This is a genomic window from Sphingobacterium sp. CZ-UAM (genome assembly GCF_002000245.1).
Classification (GTDB): Bacteria; Bacteroidota; Bacteroidia; order Sphingobacteriales; family Sphingobacteriaceae; genus Sphingobacterium.
This window is the reverse complement of record NZ_MTCM01000006.1, coordinates 266,998-284,667: the sequence shown is the minus strand read 5'-3', so window position 1 is coordinate 284,667 and position 17,670 is coordinate 266,998. Positions and strand designations below refer to the sequence as shown.

The window sequence follows — 17,670 nt, the reverse complement described above, 5'->3', positions numbered from 1 at the left end:
AATGAAGCTACTTTAGCTAAGCCCGTAGATTATTGTATTAGGTAAATAAAAGCCTAGAAAATATGCTTACGGATAAGCAATAGTTCTGAGCGGCCATATTACTTGTTTGATATTGTGCGTAGACGTATGAACAACGAAATGTCATCAGTATAAAAAACGAACAATTCTCATTTTATTTTCTAATTTCACCTAATTTTATGAAATGCTCATATGGCCAAATCTATTAAAGAAATCGCACGAGAACTTAATGTCTCCAAATCCACCGTTTCATTGGTGATCAATCATAAAGCGGAACAGGCCCGTATCAGTAAGGAACTGGAGCGGCGTGTTTTGGATTATGTTGAGAAAATAGGGTATAAGCCCAACGCCTTGGCAAAGAGCCTTGCCACCGGCCGTTCGAATACAATCGGACTGATTGTCGAAAATATTGGCGATTCCTTTTTTGGCCCTTTTGCTTTGCATGTTGAGGAACTACTGCGCAAGAAAAATTATCATGTATTATACAGTAGTACTTTGGGAGATCCTCAAAATGCACAAGATATTATTGATTTCATGCTAGAGAAGAGGGTTGAAGGCATTATCCTAGCACCCACGATAAACCTCGAAGAACATCAGCGAAAGATCTTGGAACATAAGGTGCCCTTGGTTGTATTTGATCGGAATTCACCCGACATAGCGACGCATTATGTCCATATTGACAATGGAGATAGCAGCCGTAAAGCCTGTTCCTATTTGCAGTCTATCGGATGTAAAAACTTTGGATTGATCACAATCGATTCGGATCAGCCTCAGATGCTCGCGCGTAAAGACGCCTATCTGAAATTTTGTGCGGAAACAGGTATGCAATCCAGGATACTGCAACTACCCTACCATCGTTTGAAGCAGAAAGGTATAAGTGCTTTGCAGAGTTGGGTAGCTAAAAATGTAGGCTTGGATGGTTTATTTTTTACGACCAATTATCTCTGTATTCTCGGGTTAAAGTCGCTTCGGACTGAAGGAAGGGAAGGTTTTGATTTTCCGTTGTTTTCTTTTGACGATCATGAATTGTTCGATATATTGAATCCTAAAATCTCCTGTATCCAACAACCCTTGGAACCTTTGGCCAAAACCTGTGTACGTGTACTGCTAAAGGAAATAGATCGGGGGATTTCCAGTCCAAAGGAATATGTGATTTCAACAAATTTGATTAAAAGATAGGAGCCACTATAATATGTTATAATAAGTCCGTTTTATCTTGGCGGAATAAAGCCGTATTGTAAAAATCATAAGACCTAATAGACGAAAGCTTATAGTTTTTTTGAATTCATATTCTTTTTTATATCTTTACTAATACGTTTTAGTAGAAATATTTATATATATCCTAAATAATGAAGAAATCATTTAGTGTTTTTCTAGGGTCATTATTGTCCTTGGGTTTGTTTTGCGCAAAACCGGTTTTGGCTCAGAAGTTTAGAGGACAGCAAATGGAAGCCGTGGATCTGGTGAATCCGTTGATGGGTACCGAATCCAAATTTGAGCTATCCAATGGGAATACCTACCCTTCCATAGCGAGACCATGGGGGATGAACATGTGGACACCCCAGACTGGTAAAAATGGCGATGGATGGCAGTATCAATATACAGCTGATAAAATCCGCGGCCTGAAGCAAACCCATCAGCCTTCCCCTTGGATGAATGACTATGGTGTTTTCTCTATTATGCCGGTTACCGGAAAACCTGTTTTTGATCAGGATGAACGTGCAAGCTGGTTTTCGCATAAAGCGGAAATTGTAAAACCCTATTATTACTCGGTCTATTTAGCTGATCACGATGTGACAGCAGAAATGACACCGACTGATCGTGCCGCGATGTTTCGTATCTCCTTCAATAAGACGGATGATGCTTATATCGTTTTGGACGCTTATGAGAAAGGGTCGGAAGTACAGATCATTCCCGAAAAAAATATGATCATTGGCTACTCGTCAAAATATGCGCGCGGCCCATTACCTGAAAATTTCAAGAACTATTTTGTCCTTGTTTTTGATCAACCTTTTGCTAGTGTTGCTACCTGGGAGGGAAAAGAAAAGAAAGATGGCCAGCTGCAAATCAAGGGTGACCATACAGGTGCTATCGTTGGTTTCAACGTGAAGGATAAATCAAAACCTGTTCAGGTAAAAGTTGCATCCTCTTTTATCAGTGCTGACCAAGCTTTGTTAAACTTAAATGAGCTCGGCAGTAAATCATTTGATCAGATTAAAGAAGATGGTCGCCAGATATGGAATACAACCTTAGGTAAAATTAAGGTGGAAGGCGATGATATTGATCAATTGCGTACATTTTATTCGACAATGTACCGTACCTTGTTTTTTCCGAATAAACTATATGAAATCGATGCGCAAGGAAAGGCCGTCCATTATAGCCCATATAACGGTAAAACGCTACCGGGATATTTATTTGGAGGTACAGGTTTTTGGGACACCTTTAGAGCCTTGTATCCATTCCTAAACTTTATGTATCCTTCTATCAATAAAGAAATGCAGGAAGGATTGCTCAATGCCTATTTGGAGGGTGGATTCTTACCGGAATGGAGCAGTCCGGGATATGCGGATATCATGGTTGGTAACAACTCCGCTTCGGTAGTATCCGATGCCTATATGAAAGGCCTGCGTGGTTATGATATCAACAAGCTATATGAGGCCTTGCAACATGGTGCGAACAATGAAGGACCAATGACTGCTGTTGGACGAAAAGGCGTTGAATATTACAATAGCTTAGGTTATGTTCCCTATGATGTTAAAATCAATGAAAATGCTGCCCGTACGTTGGAATATGCTTATGATGACTTTACCATATACCAATTGGCAAAAGCATTGAACCGTCCTAAGGCCGAGATAGAGTTGTATGCGAAGCGTGCTCAAAATTATAAGAACTTATTCGATCCGTCCACTAATTTGATGCGTGGTAAAAATAAGGATGGTAAATTCCAGGCACCTTTCAATCCATTGAAATGGGGGGATGCCTTTACCGAAGGTAATAGTTGGCATTACTCCTGGAGTGTTTTCCATGATGTAAAAGGGCTGATCGATTTAATGGGCGACGAAAAAACTTTTGTCAATATGTTGGATTCTGTATTTGTTCAGTCGCCAGATTTTGATGATAGCTATTATGGCGGTATTATCCACGAAATTCGGGAAATGCAGGTTGCCAATATGGGGCAATATGCACATGGAAATCAGCCGATTCAGCATATGCCATACTTATATAATTATGCCGGCCAACCCTGGAAAACGCAGTATTGGGTACGTCAGGTAATGGACAGGATGTATAAGCCAACTCCTGACGGTTATTGTGGCGACGAGGATAATGGCCAAACGTCAGCATGGTATGTATTCTCTGCATTAGGTTTTTATCCTGTTTGTCCAGCGACAGATGAATATGTGCTGGGGGCCCCATTGTTTAAGAAAGCTACCTTAACGTTTGAAAATGGTAAGACATTGACAATCGATGCACCGAATAATTCGAATGAGAATGTGTACGTCAATACTTTACAGATGAATGGAACAGTGTATGGTAAGAACTGGTTGAGTCACAAAGCACTTCATGAAGGTGGAAATCTTCATTTTGATATGACCGCCAAACCAAATTACAATAGAGGCGCAACCTCAAATGCCGCTCCATATTCGATGTCGAATGAATTGAAGACGGTGACGAAATCAACAAAATCAACAAAGAAAAAATAAGCATATTATAAACCTGATTATGAACTTTAATTATCTAAAAAAAACATTGGCTGTCGTAGGCTTATTGTATTCCTGTTCAGTTTTGGCACAGGACAATTGGCAACATACAGAAAACGACCGTAAGGTCGCTGTGGATGTTGATAGTATTAGCAAAAAGGGCTATACCTTGATCTGGATCAATAAAGACAAAAATTTTAGTCCAGCGCTAAAAGATAGATTGATAGCGGCGTATTTTACGAATTATCCCAAGCTGGCAAAAAAATATAATACCAAGACCATTAAAAAAGTGTCTTTTGTCATTGATCCGGATTATAAGGGGGTAGCGGCTACAGCCGGCGGTATTGTCCGCTATAGTCCAGAATGGTTTGCAAAAAATCCGGGCGATATCGATGTTGTTACCCATGAAGTGATGCATATCGTGCAGGCCTATCCGGATGGGGCTGGCCCTTGGTGGATAACCGAAGGGATAGCAGATTTTGTTCGTTTTGATGACGGATTAGATAACGCTGGGGCAAATTGGAAGTTGCCTGAGTATACAGAAAAACAAAAATATACGGATTCTTATCGTACTACGGCACGTTTCCTCTATTGGATTAACAAAAACGTAAAAAAAGATTTTGTTAAAAAATTGGATGCTGCAATGCGGAATAAAACGTATACAGATGATTTCTGGAAAGCGCAGACGGGAAAGACAATTGACGAGCTGTGGAGTGCTTATAGTCAAAATCCAAAGATCTAATCCTTAAGTGATGAACATAAGAAGTTTAATTTGTTTCGGTTTGCTTTGCCTCCCTTATTTAGTAAGAGCGCAGGAAACCAAATTGATTCAGTATGTCAAACCACTGATCGGAACCGCGCGGATGGGGCACACCTTCCCCGGGGCAACAGTTCCTTTCGGGGCAGTGCAACTAAGTCCGGATACGGATACCTTATCCTATGCTGTAAATGGAAGGTACAATGGTGATGTATATAAATACTGTGCAGGGTATCAGTACAGTGACCCGACGATTGTCGGCTTTAGCCACACACACTTTAGTGGTACCGGTCACTCTGATCTTGGTGATATATTGGTCATGCCAACCCAAGGTAAGGTGCAGCTCAATCCGGGCACTGCAGATCAACCTCAGGGAGGGTATAGATCTCCTTATTCGCATGCGAATGAACGTGCTGAGCCCAACTACTATAGCGTTTTGCTTGATAAACATCAGATTAAGGCTGAGTTAACCACAACATCTCGTGTCGGTATCCATCGTTATACTTTTCCACAATCGGATGCCTCACATCTTGTCCTGGATTTAACTGCTGGAATTTATAACTATGATGGTAAAAACGTTTGGACAGTTGTTAAAGTATTGAATGACTCGACCTTGGTAGGCTATCGCCAGACCAATGGATGGTCGCGTACACGTACGGTGTATTTCGCCATCAAGACATCCAAGCCTTTCAAAAACTACGGGGCTAAATACGAGGACGGAAAAACGGTGTATAACGGCTTCTGGCGCAAGTTTGACCAACAACAGAATTTTCCTGATCTAGCGGCCCACAATATCAAATTGCATTTGGACTTCGATACCAAAACGCAGGAATCAATCCAGATGAAAGTTGCGTTAAGCCCCGTAAGTATGAGGAATGCGCTCCATAATATGGAAATCGAAGCGCCAAATTGGGATTTTGAGGCTTATGTGCGCGCTGGACAAACAGCTTGGGAGAAGGAACTTCACAAAATTGAAGTGGATATGTTGAATAAGGAGGATCTGATCAATTTCTATACGGCAATGTATCATGCCAGTCTGATGCCGACCATTTATATGGATCAGAATGGGGAGTATAAAGGACTGGATCAGGAGATTCATCAGGCTAAGGGCTTCACAAATTATACTTCATTTTCACTTTGGGATACGTTTAGAGCTTTTCATCCACTTCTGAATCTGATTAATCCTTCGCGAAATGCGGATATGGTGGCCTCAATGATGGCGCATTACGATCAGAGCGTATTAAAGATGTTGCCGATCTGGTCGCATTATGCGAACGACAACTGGTGTATGAGTGGTTACCATTCTGTATCCGTCATTGTGGATGCCATATTGAAAGGTGTGTATAAAGGTGATCCTGAAGTGGCATTACGGGCTTGTGTACAAACAGCAAATACACGTAATTATGAAGGGATAGGTGCTTATATTGATAAAGGATATGTCCCAGATGATGTATCTGGCACTTCAGTTTCCAATACGCTGGAATATGCCTATGACGACTGGTGTATTGCACAATTGGCCAAGAAGCTGGGGAAAGAAGATATCTACCGTACCTTTTCGAAACGTGCTGAGAGTTGGAAATCGCTTTATGATCCGACAATTGGTTTTATGCGACCAAAGAATTCTCAAGGGAAATTTAAGGAGCAATTTGATGTATTGGATACCCATGGACAGGGCTTTATCGAAGGAAATTCCTGGAATTATAGCCTATATGTCCCCCATCAACCCCGGGAGATGATGGAACGTATGGGTGGGCAAAGGAAATTGGAGACTTATCTTGATTCTTTATTTACAATGGAACTACCCGATAAATATTTTGAGCATACTGAGGATATTACCCGGGATGGAATTATTGGGAACTATGTTCATGGCAATGAGCCTTCACATCATGTGGCTTATCTCTATAACATAACGCAGAGCCCTTGGAAAGCGCAGGCACGTCTACGTCAGATTATTCGAAATCAATATCATAACGGTCATGCTGGTTTGGGAGGAAACGATGATTGTGGACAGATGTCTGCTTGGTACCTATTTACGGCACTCGGATTTTACCCTGTAGCACCGGGAGAAGATTCCTACTGGATCGGTAGCCCATTGGTGAAATCTGCAAAGATCAATCTCGAAAACGGAAAAACGATCGCCATCACCGTGCGCAACCAGTCGGAGAAGAATGTGTATGTCAAATCCGTAACGCTGAATGGTCAGCCTTTGGATAATTTGAAACTGCCATACAATAGCTTGATCAATGGTGCCGAATTGATCTATACGATGAGCAGTAAACCAAATAAATAATATGGTAGGCAATCTACGAATATAGTAATCAAACAAGTATAAAATATAGCATAGAGCAATCAAACTCGCTGTGCTGACATTTTTAGAATCCATTCCCCTATTCAAACAGACGCTTGAATAGGGGATTTTTTGTAACCATCTTGTGAAAATAAAGCGGTTCTCTCCTATATTTAAATTTCTTAACTATATTTACTAATACGTTTTAGCTTTTTGAGGTGTTTTTAAGACGGCTTCAACCAAATCAAGAATTATGTTTAACATTAAAAAAATAACGGGCGGTATCCTTTTTCTTTTTGCTGCTCATGTAAGTTTAGCGCAGCAATCTTCGCCGGTAGACTATGTAAATCCGTTGATCGGTACCGAATCTAAATACGAACTGTCTAATGGAAATACTTATCCAGCCATAGCGCGCCCCTGGGGAATGAACTTTTGGACACCGCAAACGGGGAATATGGGTGATGGTTGGGTATATACTTATACTGCTGATAAAATTAAGGGATTTAAACAGACACATCAACCGAGTCCCTGGAATAATGACTATGGGCAATTTTCGTTGATGCCCATGACCGGAAAACCGCAGTTTGATCAAGAAAAACGTGCAAGTTGGTTTTCACATAAAGCAGAGGTTGCCAAACCTTATTATTATAGTGTTTATCTCGCTGACCATGATGTCACTACGGAGCTCACCCCTTCGCAGCGAGCAGCGATATTTCAGTTTACTTTTCCAAAGACAGAGCATGCCTACGTAGCTATCGATGCTTTTGACAAGGGATCTTATATCAAGGTTATTCCGCAGGAAAATAAAATCATTGGTTATTCAACAAAAAATAGTGGTGGTGTCCCTGACAATTTTAAGAATTATTTTGTCATCATTTTTGATCGTCCTTTTTCGTATAAAGCCGGCGTAAGGAATGGCAATATGAAGGATAATCAGCTGGAAATTCAGGATGATCATGCGGGAGCGATCGTTGGCTTCCCTGCGTTAAAGCGGGGAGAGAAGGTACTGGCAAAGGTAGCCTCATCCTTTATTAGTTTTGAACAGGCAGAAGTTAATCTCAACGAAGTGCGGACCAAAACATTTGAGCAGGTTGTAGATGAAGGTAAACAACAATGGAATGAGGTATTGGGGCGTGTTCAGGTAGAGGATAAAAACGTGGACCGCTTGCGTACATTTTATTCTTGCCTTTACCGTTCAACATTATTTCCAAGGGATTTTTCCGAGATTGATGCTTCAGGGAAAAGAATGCATTATAGTCCCTATAACGGTCAGGTCTTACCCGGCGAGATGTTCACCGATACGGGTTTCTGGGACACATTCAGAAGCTTGTTCCCGCTTTTGAATTTATTGTATCCATCCATGAATGATCGTATGCAGGCGGGCTTGGTGAATGCCTATAAGGAAAGCGGATATTTGCCGGAATGGGCATCGCCTGGACATCGTGCATCGATGATTGGCAATAATTCTGCATCGGTCGTAGCGGATGCCTTGGTCACCAATCGAACAGGTTATGATAAAGAACTCCTTTGGGAGGCGCTCAAACATGGAGCAAATAATGCCTATCCCAAACATTCTTCCACAGGGCGTTTTGGTCACGAATACTATAATAAACTTGGCTACATCCCAGCAGATGTAAAGGTTGACCAGAACGTGGCCCGCTCCTTGGAATATGCTTATAACGATTGGTGTATTTATGAATTTGGTAAGACAATCGGCAAACCGAAATCTGAAATAGCTATCTATGCACAACGGGCGATGAATTACAAAAATCTTTTTGACCCAACGACAAAGTTGATGCGGGGTAAAAAAGCGGATGGTTCGTTTGTTGCTAATTTTGACCCAAGTGCATGGTCCCGCGAATATACGGAGGGTAACGCTTGGCATTGGAGTTTTTGTGTATTCCATGATCCACAGGGACTAATAGACTTGATGGGCGGAAACAAATCTTTCGTTTCCATGCTGGACACTGTTTTTGTTATCCCGAGTTATGAAGGAATGAAAAGCCGTAGCATGATCCACGAGATGCGAGAAATGCAAGTGATGAATATGGGCCAATATGCACATGGTAATCAGCCCATCCAACATATGCCTTACCTTTATAACTATGCGGCAGAACCATGGAAGGCACAATACTGGGTTCGTAAAATAATGGACAAATTGTATCTCCCGACGCCGGATGGCTACTGTGGCGACGAAGATAATGGTCAGACTTCTGCCTGGTATGTATTTTCATCCTTGGGATTTTACCCGGTTTCACCTGGATCTGGAGAATATGTAATCGGTTCACCTCAGTTTGATAAGGTAACTTTAAAACTCGAAAACGGAAAGGAGATTCATATCCAAGCAAAGCAGGAGAGTGTTGATCAAGTCTATGTGAATCAGCTTTCCTTAAATGGAAAAGCTTATGAAAAAAATTATATTCGTTATTCGGATCTGATTGAAGGAGCAGACCTGAAATTCAAAATGAGTACCGAACCGAATAAAAATAGAGGAATTAAGAAAGCTGATGCGCCATATTCTTTCAGTAACGAAAAACGTTAATATAAAAAGGCTTGGATGAACAAATTGTTATTAAACACGGATACAGTTCGCCAAAAAAATAAGTAAAATATTAAAAAAACCATGACAATTAATCGACTTGCTGTCATGGTTTTTTTACACGAATAAAATAATCTTGGTTATTTAAAGTCATACCTTTGTGATTCGAAAATTCGATATGTTAGGTAAATTATTCCATTTTTTAACACTCTTTGCGTATCTCAATCTCCTGACGTATGAGTCATTCTCATCGACGACGGGGCAGGTGCTGCATGCGGGCGAAACGATCGTGGAGTATTTTCTGGATGATGTATTGGATTTAGAACCTATTCATCCTTCAAAGGAAGAGAAAGTTTTATTGCAGGATGACTATCGCATATTTTCTGTCAATAGTCAGGTATTGTCCATTTTCATATTTGTTTTTGGAATACTATTTACTGCTTTATGCTTTTCAAAGGATAAGGTACATCCATTCTACCGGTCGAAAACACTCTGTCGACCTGGATATTACCAATTCCTATATAGACTCCGGCCTTTCTAGGTATTCAACCATACTTTTCTATTGGAGTCTATAAAATAATAGCGTTTTTACTCTTCTGGTGACCCGGGGTAGTTGCTTCGGTGTTTCCCTTTACAATATTATTGTAGCTCCCATCCAGTTTTACATTTTATTTTTTATCGTTTCTATGAGAAAATTATTTGCACTGTGCCTGTTATTGGGCGCGGTAGGGATGCTGGCTTCTTGTCGCTCCTCCAATGCTAATGCCGAGCAAAACAAAGAAATTAAAAATATCCCAATTACACCATTAGTTGTAATGGATACTACAGTGTATCAGGAGTATATCGCTGATATTCAGGCTTTGAAAAATGTCGAGATCCGCTCCAAACTAAATGGATTTCTAGATAAAATCTACGTAGATGAGGGCGCCTGGGTAAAGAAAGGGCAGGTTTTGTTCAGATATAATAACGAAGAGTACCGCTCCGAGCTTGCCAAAGCAAAGGCGCAATATGATAATTCCATTGCTGAAGCCCAAAAAATTAAGCTAGAAATGGAAAGAACCCAAAAGTTGGTGGATAAAAATATTGTGAGCTCATCGGAATATAATCTTCTGAAAATTCAGTTGAAAGCCGCGAATTCTAAAATTGAGGAAGCCCGTGCCTTGGTCAATCAGGCCCAGACCAGACTCGATTACACGGTTATCCAAGCTCCTTTTGATGGTCGGATAGATCGGATTCTATTGAAGGAAGGATCACTCCTGACCGAAGGAAGTCTCATCACAACAATTTCCGATCTAAGCCAGGTTAACGTATATTTTGATATTTCAGAACGGGAGTATCTGACGATGATGCAGGATAAAATGAATGGCAAGGAAACCCGCAAAACGGTGAAATTAATTTTGGCAAATGGAGCATTATATCCACATGAAGGCGTAGCACATATTGTCGAAAGTGAATTTGAGGCAAATACAGGATCTATTGCACTTCGTGTACAATTTCCAAATAAGGAACATATTCTGAAGCACGGTGCAACCGGTAAGATTGCCGTACCTATGGAAACGGGAGAACATGCATTTGTACACCAGAAATCAGTATTTGAGATACAGGACAAGACCTATGTTTATACCATGCAGGCCGATAGTACAGTCAAGATGACACCTTTCGTTGCAGGGCCTCGTGTAGGTCACTATTACATTGTTGACGGCGGCCTTGATCCGGATGTTAAAGTGGTTTATGAAGGTGTGCAAAATTTGCGTAACGGGATGAAGATTAATCCAAAATTGAGGAAGCTGTAGCGGAGGATATTATGTTTGAAACATTTATAAAAAGACCCATATTATCGCTGGTCATATCAGTTTTTATTACACTTTTGGGTTTACTGGCATTATTTACGTTGCCGATTACCCAATTCCCGGATATCGTTCCTCCATCGGTAGTTGTGAACGCTAATTACACCGGTGCAAACGCTGAAGTTAGTACCAATGCCGTTGCTATCCCACTTGAAAAAGCAATTAATGGTGTGGCGGGTATGACCTACATGAACTCCGTATCGACCAATAACGGAAGTACGGTGATACAGATTTTCTTCGAAGTAGGAACGGACCCAGATATTGCTGCGGTCAATGTTCAGAATAGGGTGACAACAGTGCTCGATGAATTGCCCGAGGAAGTTATCAAAGCCGGTGTAACAACAGAGAAAGAAGTCAACTCCATGTTGATGTACCTGAATGTCTTTACCGACGACGAAACTGCTGACGAACGCTTTATCTATAATTTCGCCGATATCAATATCCTGAAGGAACTTAAACGTATTGAAGGGGTAGGTCTCGCTCAGATTATGGGTATGCGCGACTATGCGATGCGTGTATGGGTAAAGCCCGATCGTATGGCAGCCTATAATATCTCTGCGGAAGATGTGGTTGCTGCTTTGCGTAAACAGAATATTGAAGCTGCTCCTGGGCAGACAGGTATCAGCTCCGATAAAATGCGTAATATGCAACAATACGTATTGCGTTACCCTGGAAAGTTTACAGAAATTGATGAATATGCCAATGTGCCTATTCGCGCAAATTCAAATGGTTCGATTATCCGTATTAAGGATGTCGCCGATGTTGAATTCGGATCCCTGGATTATGAAATGGTTTCTAAGACGGATGGTCGGCCATCTGCCTCGATCATGTTAAAACAGCTCCCCGGATCAAACGCCCAAGAAGTTATTCAACGGGTAAAAGATCGGATGGCGGAATTGAAACAGACTTCGTTTCCAGCAGGTATGACTTATACCATGGGTTATGATGTTTCCCGTTTCTTGGATGCTTCTATTTCATCGGTGATCAAAACCCTGTTGGAAGCATTTCTATTGGTTTTCATTGTCGTGTTTATCTTCTTACAGGATTTTAGAGCGACTGTTATCCCGATTCTAGCGGTTCCGGTCTGTCTGATCGGTGCTTTGTTTTTCATGCAGATGTTAGGTTTTTCGATCAACTTGTTAACGCTATTTGCCTTGGTATTGGCCATCGGCATCGTGGTCGACAACGGTATTGTGGTCGTAGAGGCCGTCTATGCCAAAATGGAGGAAGAACATTTGCAGCCTATGGAGGCGACCTTAGAGGCAATGAAAGAAGTGGGGGGCGCTGTAGTAGCGATCACGCTGGTCATGTCAGCGGTGTTTGTACCCGTTGCTTTTCTTTCCGGTCCGGTCGGGATATTTTATCGACAGTTTTCGCTGACTTTGGCTGCTGCCATTGTGATTTCAGGTATAAATGCCTTGACATTGACACCAGCACTATGTGCGCTTTTCCTGCGGTCACCCCACGACCGTAAACCTTCCAATAATTGGTTAGATCGTTTCTTTAAACAATTCAATGCGATATATGACCGCACAGCTTTCGGATATAAAGGAATCTTAGTGAAAACAAGTGCGCGGCGCGGACTTACGTTACTATTGCTGGGAGGATTCTTCGTAGCGACTTGGGGGAGTAGCGCTATATTGCCATCGGGGTTTATCCCGACGGAAGATCAGGGGATGATCTATGTCGCTGTCACTACGCCTCCAGGGGCTACGGTGGATCGTACCGAACGTGTGTTGGATAAGATCGATTCCGTCGCACGTAAACTGGATATTGTTGAAACGGTTTCAACTTTATCAGGGTATAGTATCGTGACCGAGGTATCGGGTGCTTCCTATGGGATGGGAATGATCAACCTTAAACCCTGGAAAGAACGTGATCAGACGGTGGATGATGTGATCAAAGAACTAAGGGAGAAAACGAAAGATTTTGTCGATGGGCAGATTGATTTTTTCCCGCCACCTACGGTTCCTGGCTTCGGTAACTCTTCCGGATTTGAATTACGCTTGTTGGACCGTAGCGGTAATGAGGATCTGAATAAGACCGCAGAGGTATTGGAGAAGTTTATGGAGGATATGGAAAAAAGTGAAGTTATCCAGGATATCAGTTCCAGTTTTGACGTTAACTTTCCACAATATATGCTCAAAGTGGATTATGACATGGCTGCAAAGAAAGGTATATCCGTAGAAAATGCGATGAATACCTTACAGACCTTGATGGGCAGTCTCTATGCGACAAATTTCATTCGCTACGGACAGATGTATAAGGTGATGGTGCAGGCTGGACCGGAGTACCGTCAACGACCTGAAGATGTCCTCAGGCTATATGTCAAGAATGAAACCGGCGAGATGGTACCCTATAATGCGTTTATTTCCATGGAACGTATCTATGGCCCTGAACAGATTACGCGCTACAATATGTTTAGCTCGGCCATGATCACTGGCCAGTCATCACTGGGTTTCAGTTCGGGACAAGCAATCGAAGAAGTGGAAAAGATTGCTTCTTCTTTGCCACAAGGCTATAGCATTGAATGGTCCGGAATGACGCGCGAACAAAAGATTTCAGGAAATCAGGCGCTATATATTTTTGCGCTCTGTCTATTATTTGTTTACCTGTTGTTGTGCGCCCAGTACGAAAGCTTTTTATTGCCGCTGCCGGTTCTACTCTGTTTACCAGCCGGAATTTTTGGCGCCTTTATCTTCCTGAAAGTCTTTGGCTTGGAAAACAATATTTATGCCCAGGTAGCTTTAGTCATGCTGATTGGTCTTTTGGGTAAAAATGCCATCCTAATTGTCGAATATGCTAATTTAAAATATAAACAGGGAATGGATATTGTAACAGCTTCTATTGAAGGTGCTGTGGCTCGTTTGCGTCCTATTTTAATGACTTCATTTGCCTTTATTGCCGGATTGATTCCCTTGATGATGGCTAGTGGTGCCGGAGCTTTGGGTAACCGAAGTATTGGTACAGCTGCGGTCGGCGGGATGCTTATTGGGACGATATTAGGAGTTATTGTTATCCCGGGGCTGGTCATCTTATTCTCGAAAAAAGAGAATAAAAAACAGGTCATCAAACAGACTTCACTAGTGATCGCTGCGCTCATTCTTTTCGGTAGTTGTTCCGTCCCTAAGAAGGCGGCGCAGCCTGAAAAAGTAGCCGTACCAACGACTTTTTCAGAAAGGACTGCCATGGATAGCGTAAATGTGGGTAATCGATCCTGGCGGGAAATCTTTAAGGATCCGCATCTGGTCGCATTGATTGATTCCGCTCTGAAGAATAATATCGATGTCCGTCAATCCATCTTACGACTGGAATCTGCACAAGCTTATTTTAAACAGCGGAAAGCAGCATTGGGGCCTACAGTCGAAGCCGCTGTCGAGGGCGGGATACGTAAGTATGGTCACTATACGGAATCAGGGATCGGTAACTATGATTCAAACTTTTCAGATAATTTAAAAAGTGATGAAAAGCTGCCTGAACCATTTATTCCTGATTATTTCATCGGACTTCGTTCTTCTTGGGAAATCGATCTATGGGGTAAATTAAAAAGCCAAAAACAAGCTGCTTATTTTGGCTTTTTGGCTGAACAGGAGGGAAAACGCCTGTTGGAAACGGAATTGGTATCCAACATCGCGACTGCCTATTATGAGTTAACGGCTTTAGATCAAAAGATCAAGGTGTATAACCGCAATATTGAACTGCATACCAATGCGCTTGAAGTGGTGGAGGTAAAAAAAGATGCCGGTTATGCCACAGAACTGTCTGTTCAGCAGTTTAAAGCATTATTGGCAAACTCTAAATCTGCTAAGGAGAAATTAAGTCAGGAAATTGCGCTTTGGGAACATCATATCAACGGATTACTGGGAAGGTATTATCAACCTATCAAGCGCAGTGAATACGTTGAGAACACAAGTCTATACCATGCAATGGCCTTCGGGACGCCAGACGATCTGGTCAACCAGCGTCCGGATATCAAAGCAGCCTATCTGAAGATGATGGCATCCTCAAATAGTCAGGAAGCATCACGACTGGCTTTTTTGCCTTCGGTGGCCATTAGTCCTTTTATCGGTTTGCAGAGTTTCAGTTTCAACAAATTGTTTAATCTGGACAAATCCATCGCTTATAATTTATTCGGAGGGATCACGCTGCCTATATTAAATCAACGGCAATTGAAGACACAGTATGAAGTTGCAAAAGCCGATTACGGAATCGCTTTTCTAGACTATGAAAAAGCTGTTGTGAACGCCTATAATGAAGTTTCTAATGTGATTATGACCCAGGAGGCAATCAGTAAACGTAGAACATTTGTAGACGAACATGTAAAAGCCTTGGACCTTTCTATTGAAGCGGCGCAGGAGCTGTTTATCGCTGGCCGTGTGACATCACTGGATGTGGTTACAGCGCAAAAGGAATCCCTAGAAGCTCAGATTGGAAAAGTGGAACTGGAGAAAGAAAATACCCTTAACCAGATTTTACTTTACAAAGCTTTAGGTGGCGGGTGGAAATAAATCCACCTTTGAATAAAAATAAGAAAACTATTTTTCATGCGATAAAGAATTAAATTGTTAATTCTTAGGCCCCTAATAGGGGCAGAAAAAGAGGCCGTCGTGAGATGTCCTCTTTTTTATTGTTATTTTTATGTAGTTTAGCTTTGATGATGTTGAACCGAGCCTTATTATGTTGCAGCGTTTTTTTGTTTTCATTTTTCTATTTCATTTGAGTTGTTTATTATCTGCTCAGGATTATTCGGATAGTACCGAGATTTTTCATCGCTTAGAATATCTAATGGAAAATCAGAAGATGTATGTTAAAAATCGGGAAGACAAGCTGGATAAACTAAAACAGGAAGCGAAGGCACTTGAAACTGATAGAAACCGCTTTTTTCAAAAGAATTACGAAATCTTTCAGAACTATAAGAAGTTTGATTCCGATGCTGCACTTCGCTATATCAAACTTTGCCAAAAATTAGCTCCACCTAATAATGATTCACTTCATACGGTTATTCAACTTGATTTAGCCTGGGTTTATTCGACAGTCGGGCGTTATATTGAAGCATCAAAATTGTTGAATGAGATTAGTTCCGCAGGACTTGACAATAAACTTTTAGCCAAATATTACGATACCTATAGTTCATTTTATAGTCATTATGGGCAAAGTAACAATCGTCAGGAGTATTATCAGGCAAGTGAACGCTATAGGGATTCCTTATTACAGGTTTTGCCGAAATCTTCCTTGGAATACCGGACGACCATGGCGATAAAAACCTTATTTAATGGCAGTCGGGAAGATGCAAAAAAACAATTTTTCGACCTTTGGAAACAAAATCAAAAAGACCTCGAACAGCGGGCCTTATTGTCCTATTTTATCAGTTTGATCTATAAATACGAAAAAAATGCGGCCGGCCAACTTTATTATCTGACTGTGTCGGCAAGTGCGGATATTGAAATGGCAAATCGGGACAATGCGTCATTTCATGATCTAGCACTAACTTACTATGATAAACAGGATTTTGATCGTGCCTTTCGCTATATTGAAAAGGCAATCGATGACGCAATGCAATGTAAAGTTCGTTATCGCATTATCGAGGGTACTTCTTCCTACCCGATCATTAATGCTGCATATCAGCAGAAAATCAATAGTCAGAATAAACAGTTGATTGCCTTGATTGTTGTGGTCAGTTTTTTGTTGATCGGTGTTATTATTGGATTGATTGTGATTTATCGTCAAGTACAGCATCTGCGTAGAATCAGATCCGAATTGTCCGGAACCAATCAGCAGTTACGCGCGTTGAACAGTGAAATCAATCAAACGAATCTTAAACTCTCCGAGTCCAATCACATTAAAGAAGAATATATTGCGCAATTTTTTGATATGTGTTCAAGTTATATCGACAAAATGGAGGATATACGAAAGGCTTTGCTGAAGAAGGCAAGCAATCAGCAGTGGGAAGCACTTCGTGAACAATTGAAATCAACGCAGATGGAGGAAAGAGAAATACAGCAACTGTATATCAATTTTGATCGGATCTTTTTAAATCTTTATCCCACATTTGTTGACGAATTTAATGCACTTCTTCAGGAGGACGAGAAGATATATCCGAAGAAAAGCGAATTGCTCAATACAGAACTGCGTATTTTTGCACTGATTCGTTTAGGCATAGACGACTCCGTTAAGATCGCCAGTTTCCTGAGGTACTCCCTGCGCACGGTTTACAACTACAGAACCAAAGTACGCAACAAAGCCGCCGGCAATCGGGATACCTTTGAGGCTTCAGTTTGTCAAATTGCAACCATCGATCGGCTTAATAAGCAGTGAAACTACCAGAAAAGTAATAATACAGAAATGAAATCTATCTCTTTTTAGTACTTTTTATCCTGCTTTTATTTTCCAAAAGTATTGTTTTTCAGTTGTTTGTAATTTTTTACGGGTACTTTTTAAGTACCGGCACTTTTTTCCCTGTCTGGGTCCTGCTAGTTTTGTTTTGAGCGATGGAGCAGGGGAAACTCCTCGCAATTTGGAATAAC

At 41.3% G+C, this 17,670-nt stretch carries 9 protein-coding genes; all 9 read left to right on the top strand.

Annotation, left to right across the window (positions count from 1 at the left end; genetic code table 11):
- Nucleotides 1-210 precede the first annotated feature (210 nt).
- Nucleotides 211-1,197: a LacI family DNA-binding transcriptional regulator gene (locus tag BWD42_RS20530; protein ID WP_077438267.1), complete on the top strand. Its 987-nt coding sequence runs from the start codon at nt 211-213 to the stop codon at nt 1,195-1,197.
- Between the two features lie 170 nt (nt 1,198-1,367).
- A complete protein-coding gene (locus BWD42_RS20525; RefSeq protein WP_077438266.1) occupies nt 1,368-3,719 on the top strand; it encodes a GH92 family glycosyl hydrolase in 2,352 nt (783 codons plus the stop codon).
- Between the two features lie 19 nt (nt 3,720-3,738).
- A complete protein-coding gene (locus tag BWD42_RS20520; RefSeq protein WP_077438265.1) occupies nt 3,739-4,458 on the top strand; it encodes a basic secretory protein-like protein in 720 nt (239 codons plus the stop codon).
- Between the two features lie 10 nt (nt 4,459-4,468).
- Nucleotides 4,469-6,763: a GH92 family glycosyl hydrolase gene (locus BWD42_RS20515; RefSeq protein ID WP_077438264.1), complete on the top strand. Its 2,295-nt coding sequence runs from the start codon at nt 4,469-4,471 to the stop codon at nt 6,761-6,763.
- A gap of 250 nt (nt 6,764-7,013) precedes the next feature.
- The gene (locus BWD42_RS20510) at nt 7,014-9,302 is read left to right on the top strand and encodes a GH92 family glycosyl hydrolase (protein WP_139351230.1); all 2,289 of its coding nucleotides are present in this window, start codon (nt 7,014-7,016) and stop codon (nt 9,300-9,302) included.
- 157 nt (nt 9,303-9,459) lie between these two features.
- Nucleotides 9,460-9,840, top strand: a complete 381-nt coding sequence (locus BWD42_RS20505; RefSeq protein ID WP_139351229.1) for a hypothetical protein — start codon at nt 9,460-9,462, stop codon at nt 9,838-9,840.
- A 145-nt stretch (nt 9,841-9,985) separates the two neighbouring features.
- The gene (locus BWD42_RS20500; protein WP_077438262.1) at nt 9,986-11,092 is read left to right on the top strand and encodes an efflux RND transporter periplasmic adaptor subunit; all 1,107 of its coding nucleotides are present in this window, start codon (nt 9,986-9,988) and stop codon (nt 11,090-11,092) included.
- A gap of 11 nt (nt 11,093-11,103) precedes the next feature.
- Nucleotides 11,104-15,654 (top strand): efflux RND transporter permease subunit, encoded by a 4,551-nt coding sequence (locus BWD42_RS20495; protein ID WP_077438261.1) that lies wholly within the window; start codon nt 11,104-11,106, stop codon nt 15,652-15,654.
- 277 nt (nt 15,655-15,931) lie between these two features.
- Nucleotides 15,932-17,461, top strand: a complete 1,530-nt coding sequence (locus BWD42_RS20490; protein ID WP_139351228.1) for a DUF6377 domain-containing protein — start codon at nt 15,932-15,934, stop codon at nt 17,459-17,461.
- Nucleotides 17,462-17,670 lie beyond the last annotated feature (209 nt).

Bases quoted from the DNA above. Each gene is read 5' to 3' on its own strand.
- BWD42_RS20530 (WP_077438267.1), top strand. From the start codon at position 211: ATGGCCAAATCTATTAAAGAAATCGCACGAGAACTTAATGTCTCCAAA.
- BWD42_RS20525 (WP_077438266.1), top strand. From the start codon at position 1,368: ATGAAGAAATCATTTAGTGTTTTTCTAGGGTCATTATTGTCCTTGGGT.
- BWD42_RS20520 (WP_077438265.1), top strand. From the start codon at position 3,739: ATGAACTTTAATTATCTAAAAAAAACATTGGCTGTCGTAGGCTTATTG.
- BWD42_RS20515 (WP_077438264.1), top strand. From the start codon at position 4,469: ATGAACATAAGAAGTTTAATTTGTTTCGGTTTGCTTTGCCTCCCTTAT.
- BWD42_RS20510 (WP_139351230.1), top strand. From the start codon at position 7,014: ATGTTTAACATTAAAAAAATAACGGGCGGTATCCTTTTTCTTTTTGCT.
- BWD42_RS20500 (WP_077438262.1), top strand. From the start codon at position 9,986: ATGAGAAAATTATTTGCACTGTGCCTGTTATTGGGCGCGGTAGGGATG.
- BWD42_RS20495 (WP_077438261.1), top strand. From the start codon at position 11,104: ATGTTTGAAACATTTATAAAAAGACCCATATTATCGCTGGTCATATCA.
- BWD42_RS20490 (WP_139351228.1), top strand. From the start codon at position 15,932: ATGGAAAATCAGAAGATGTATGTTAAAAATCGGGAAGACAAGCTGGAT.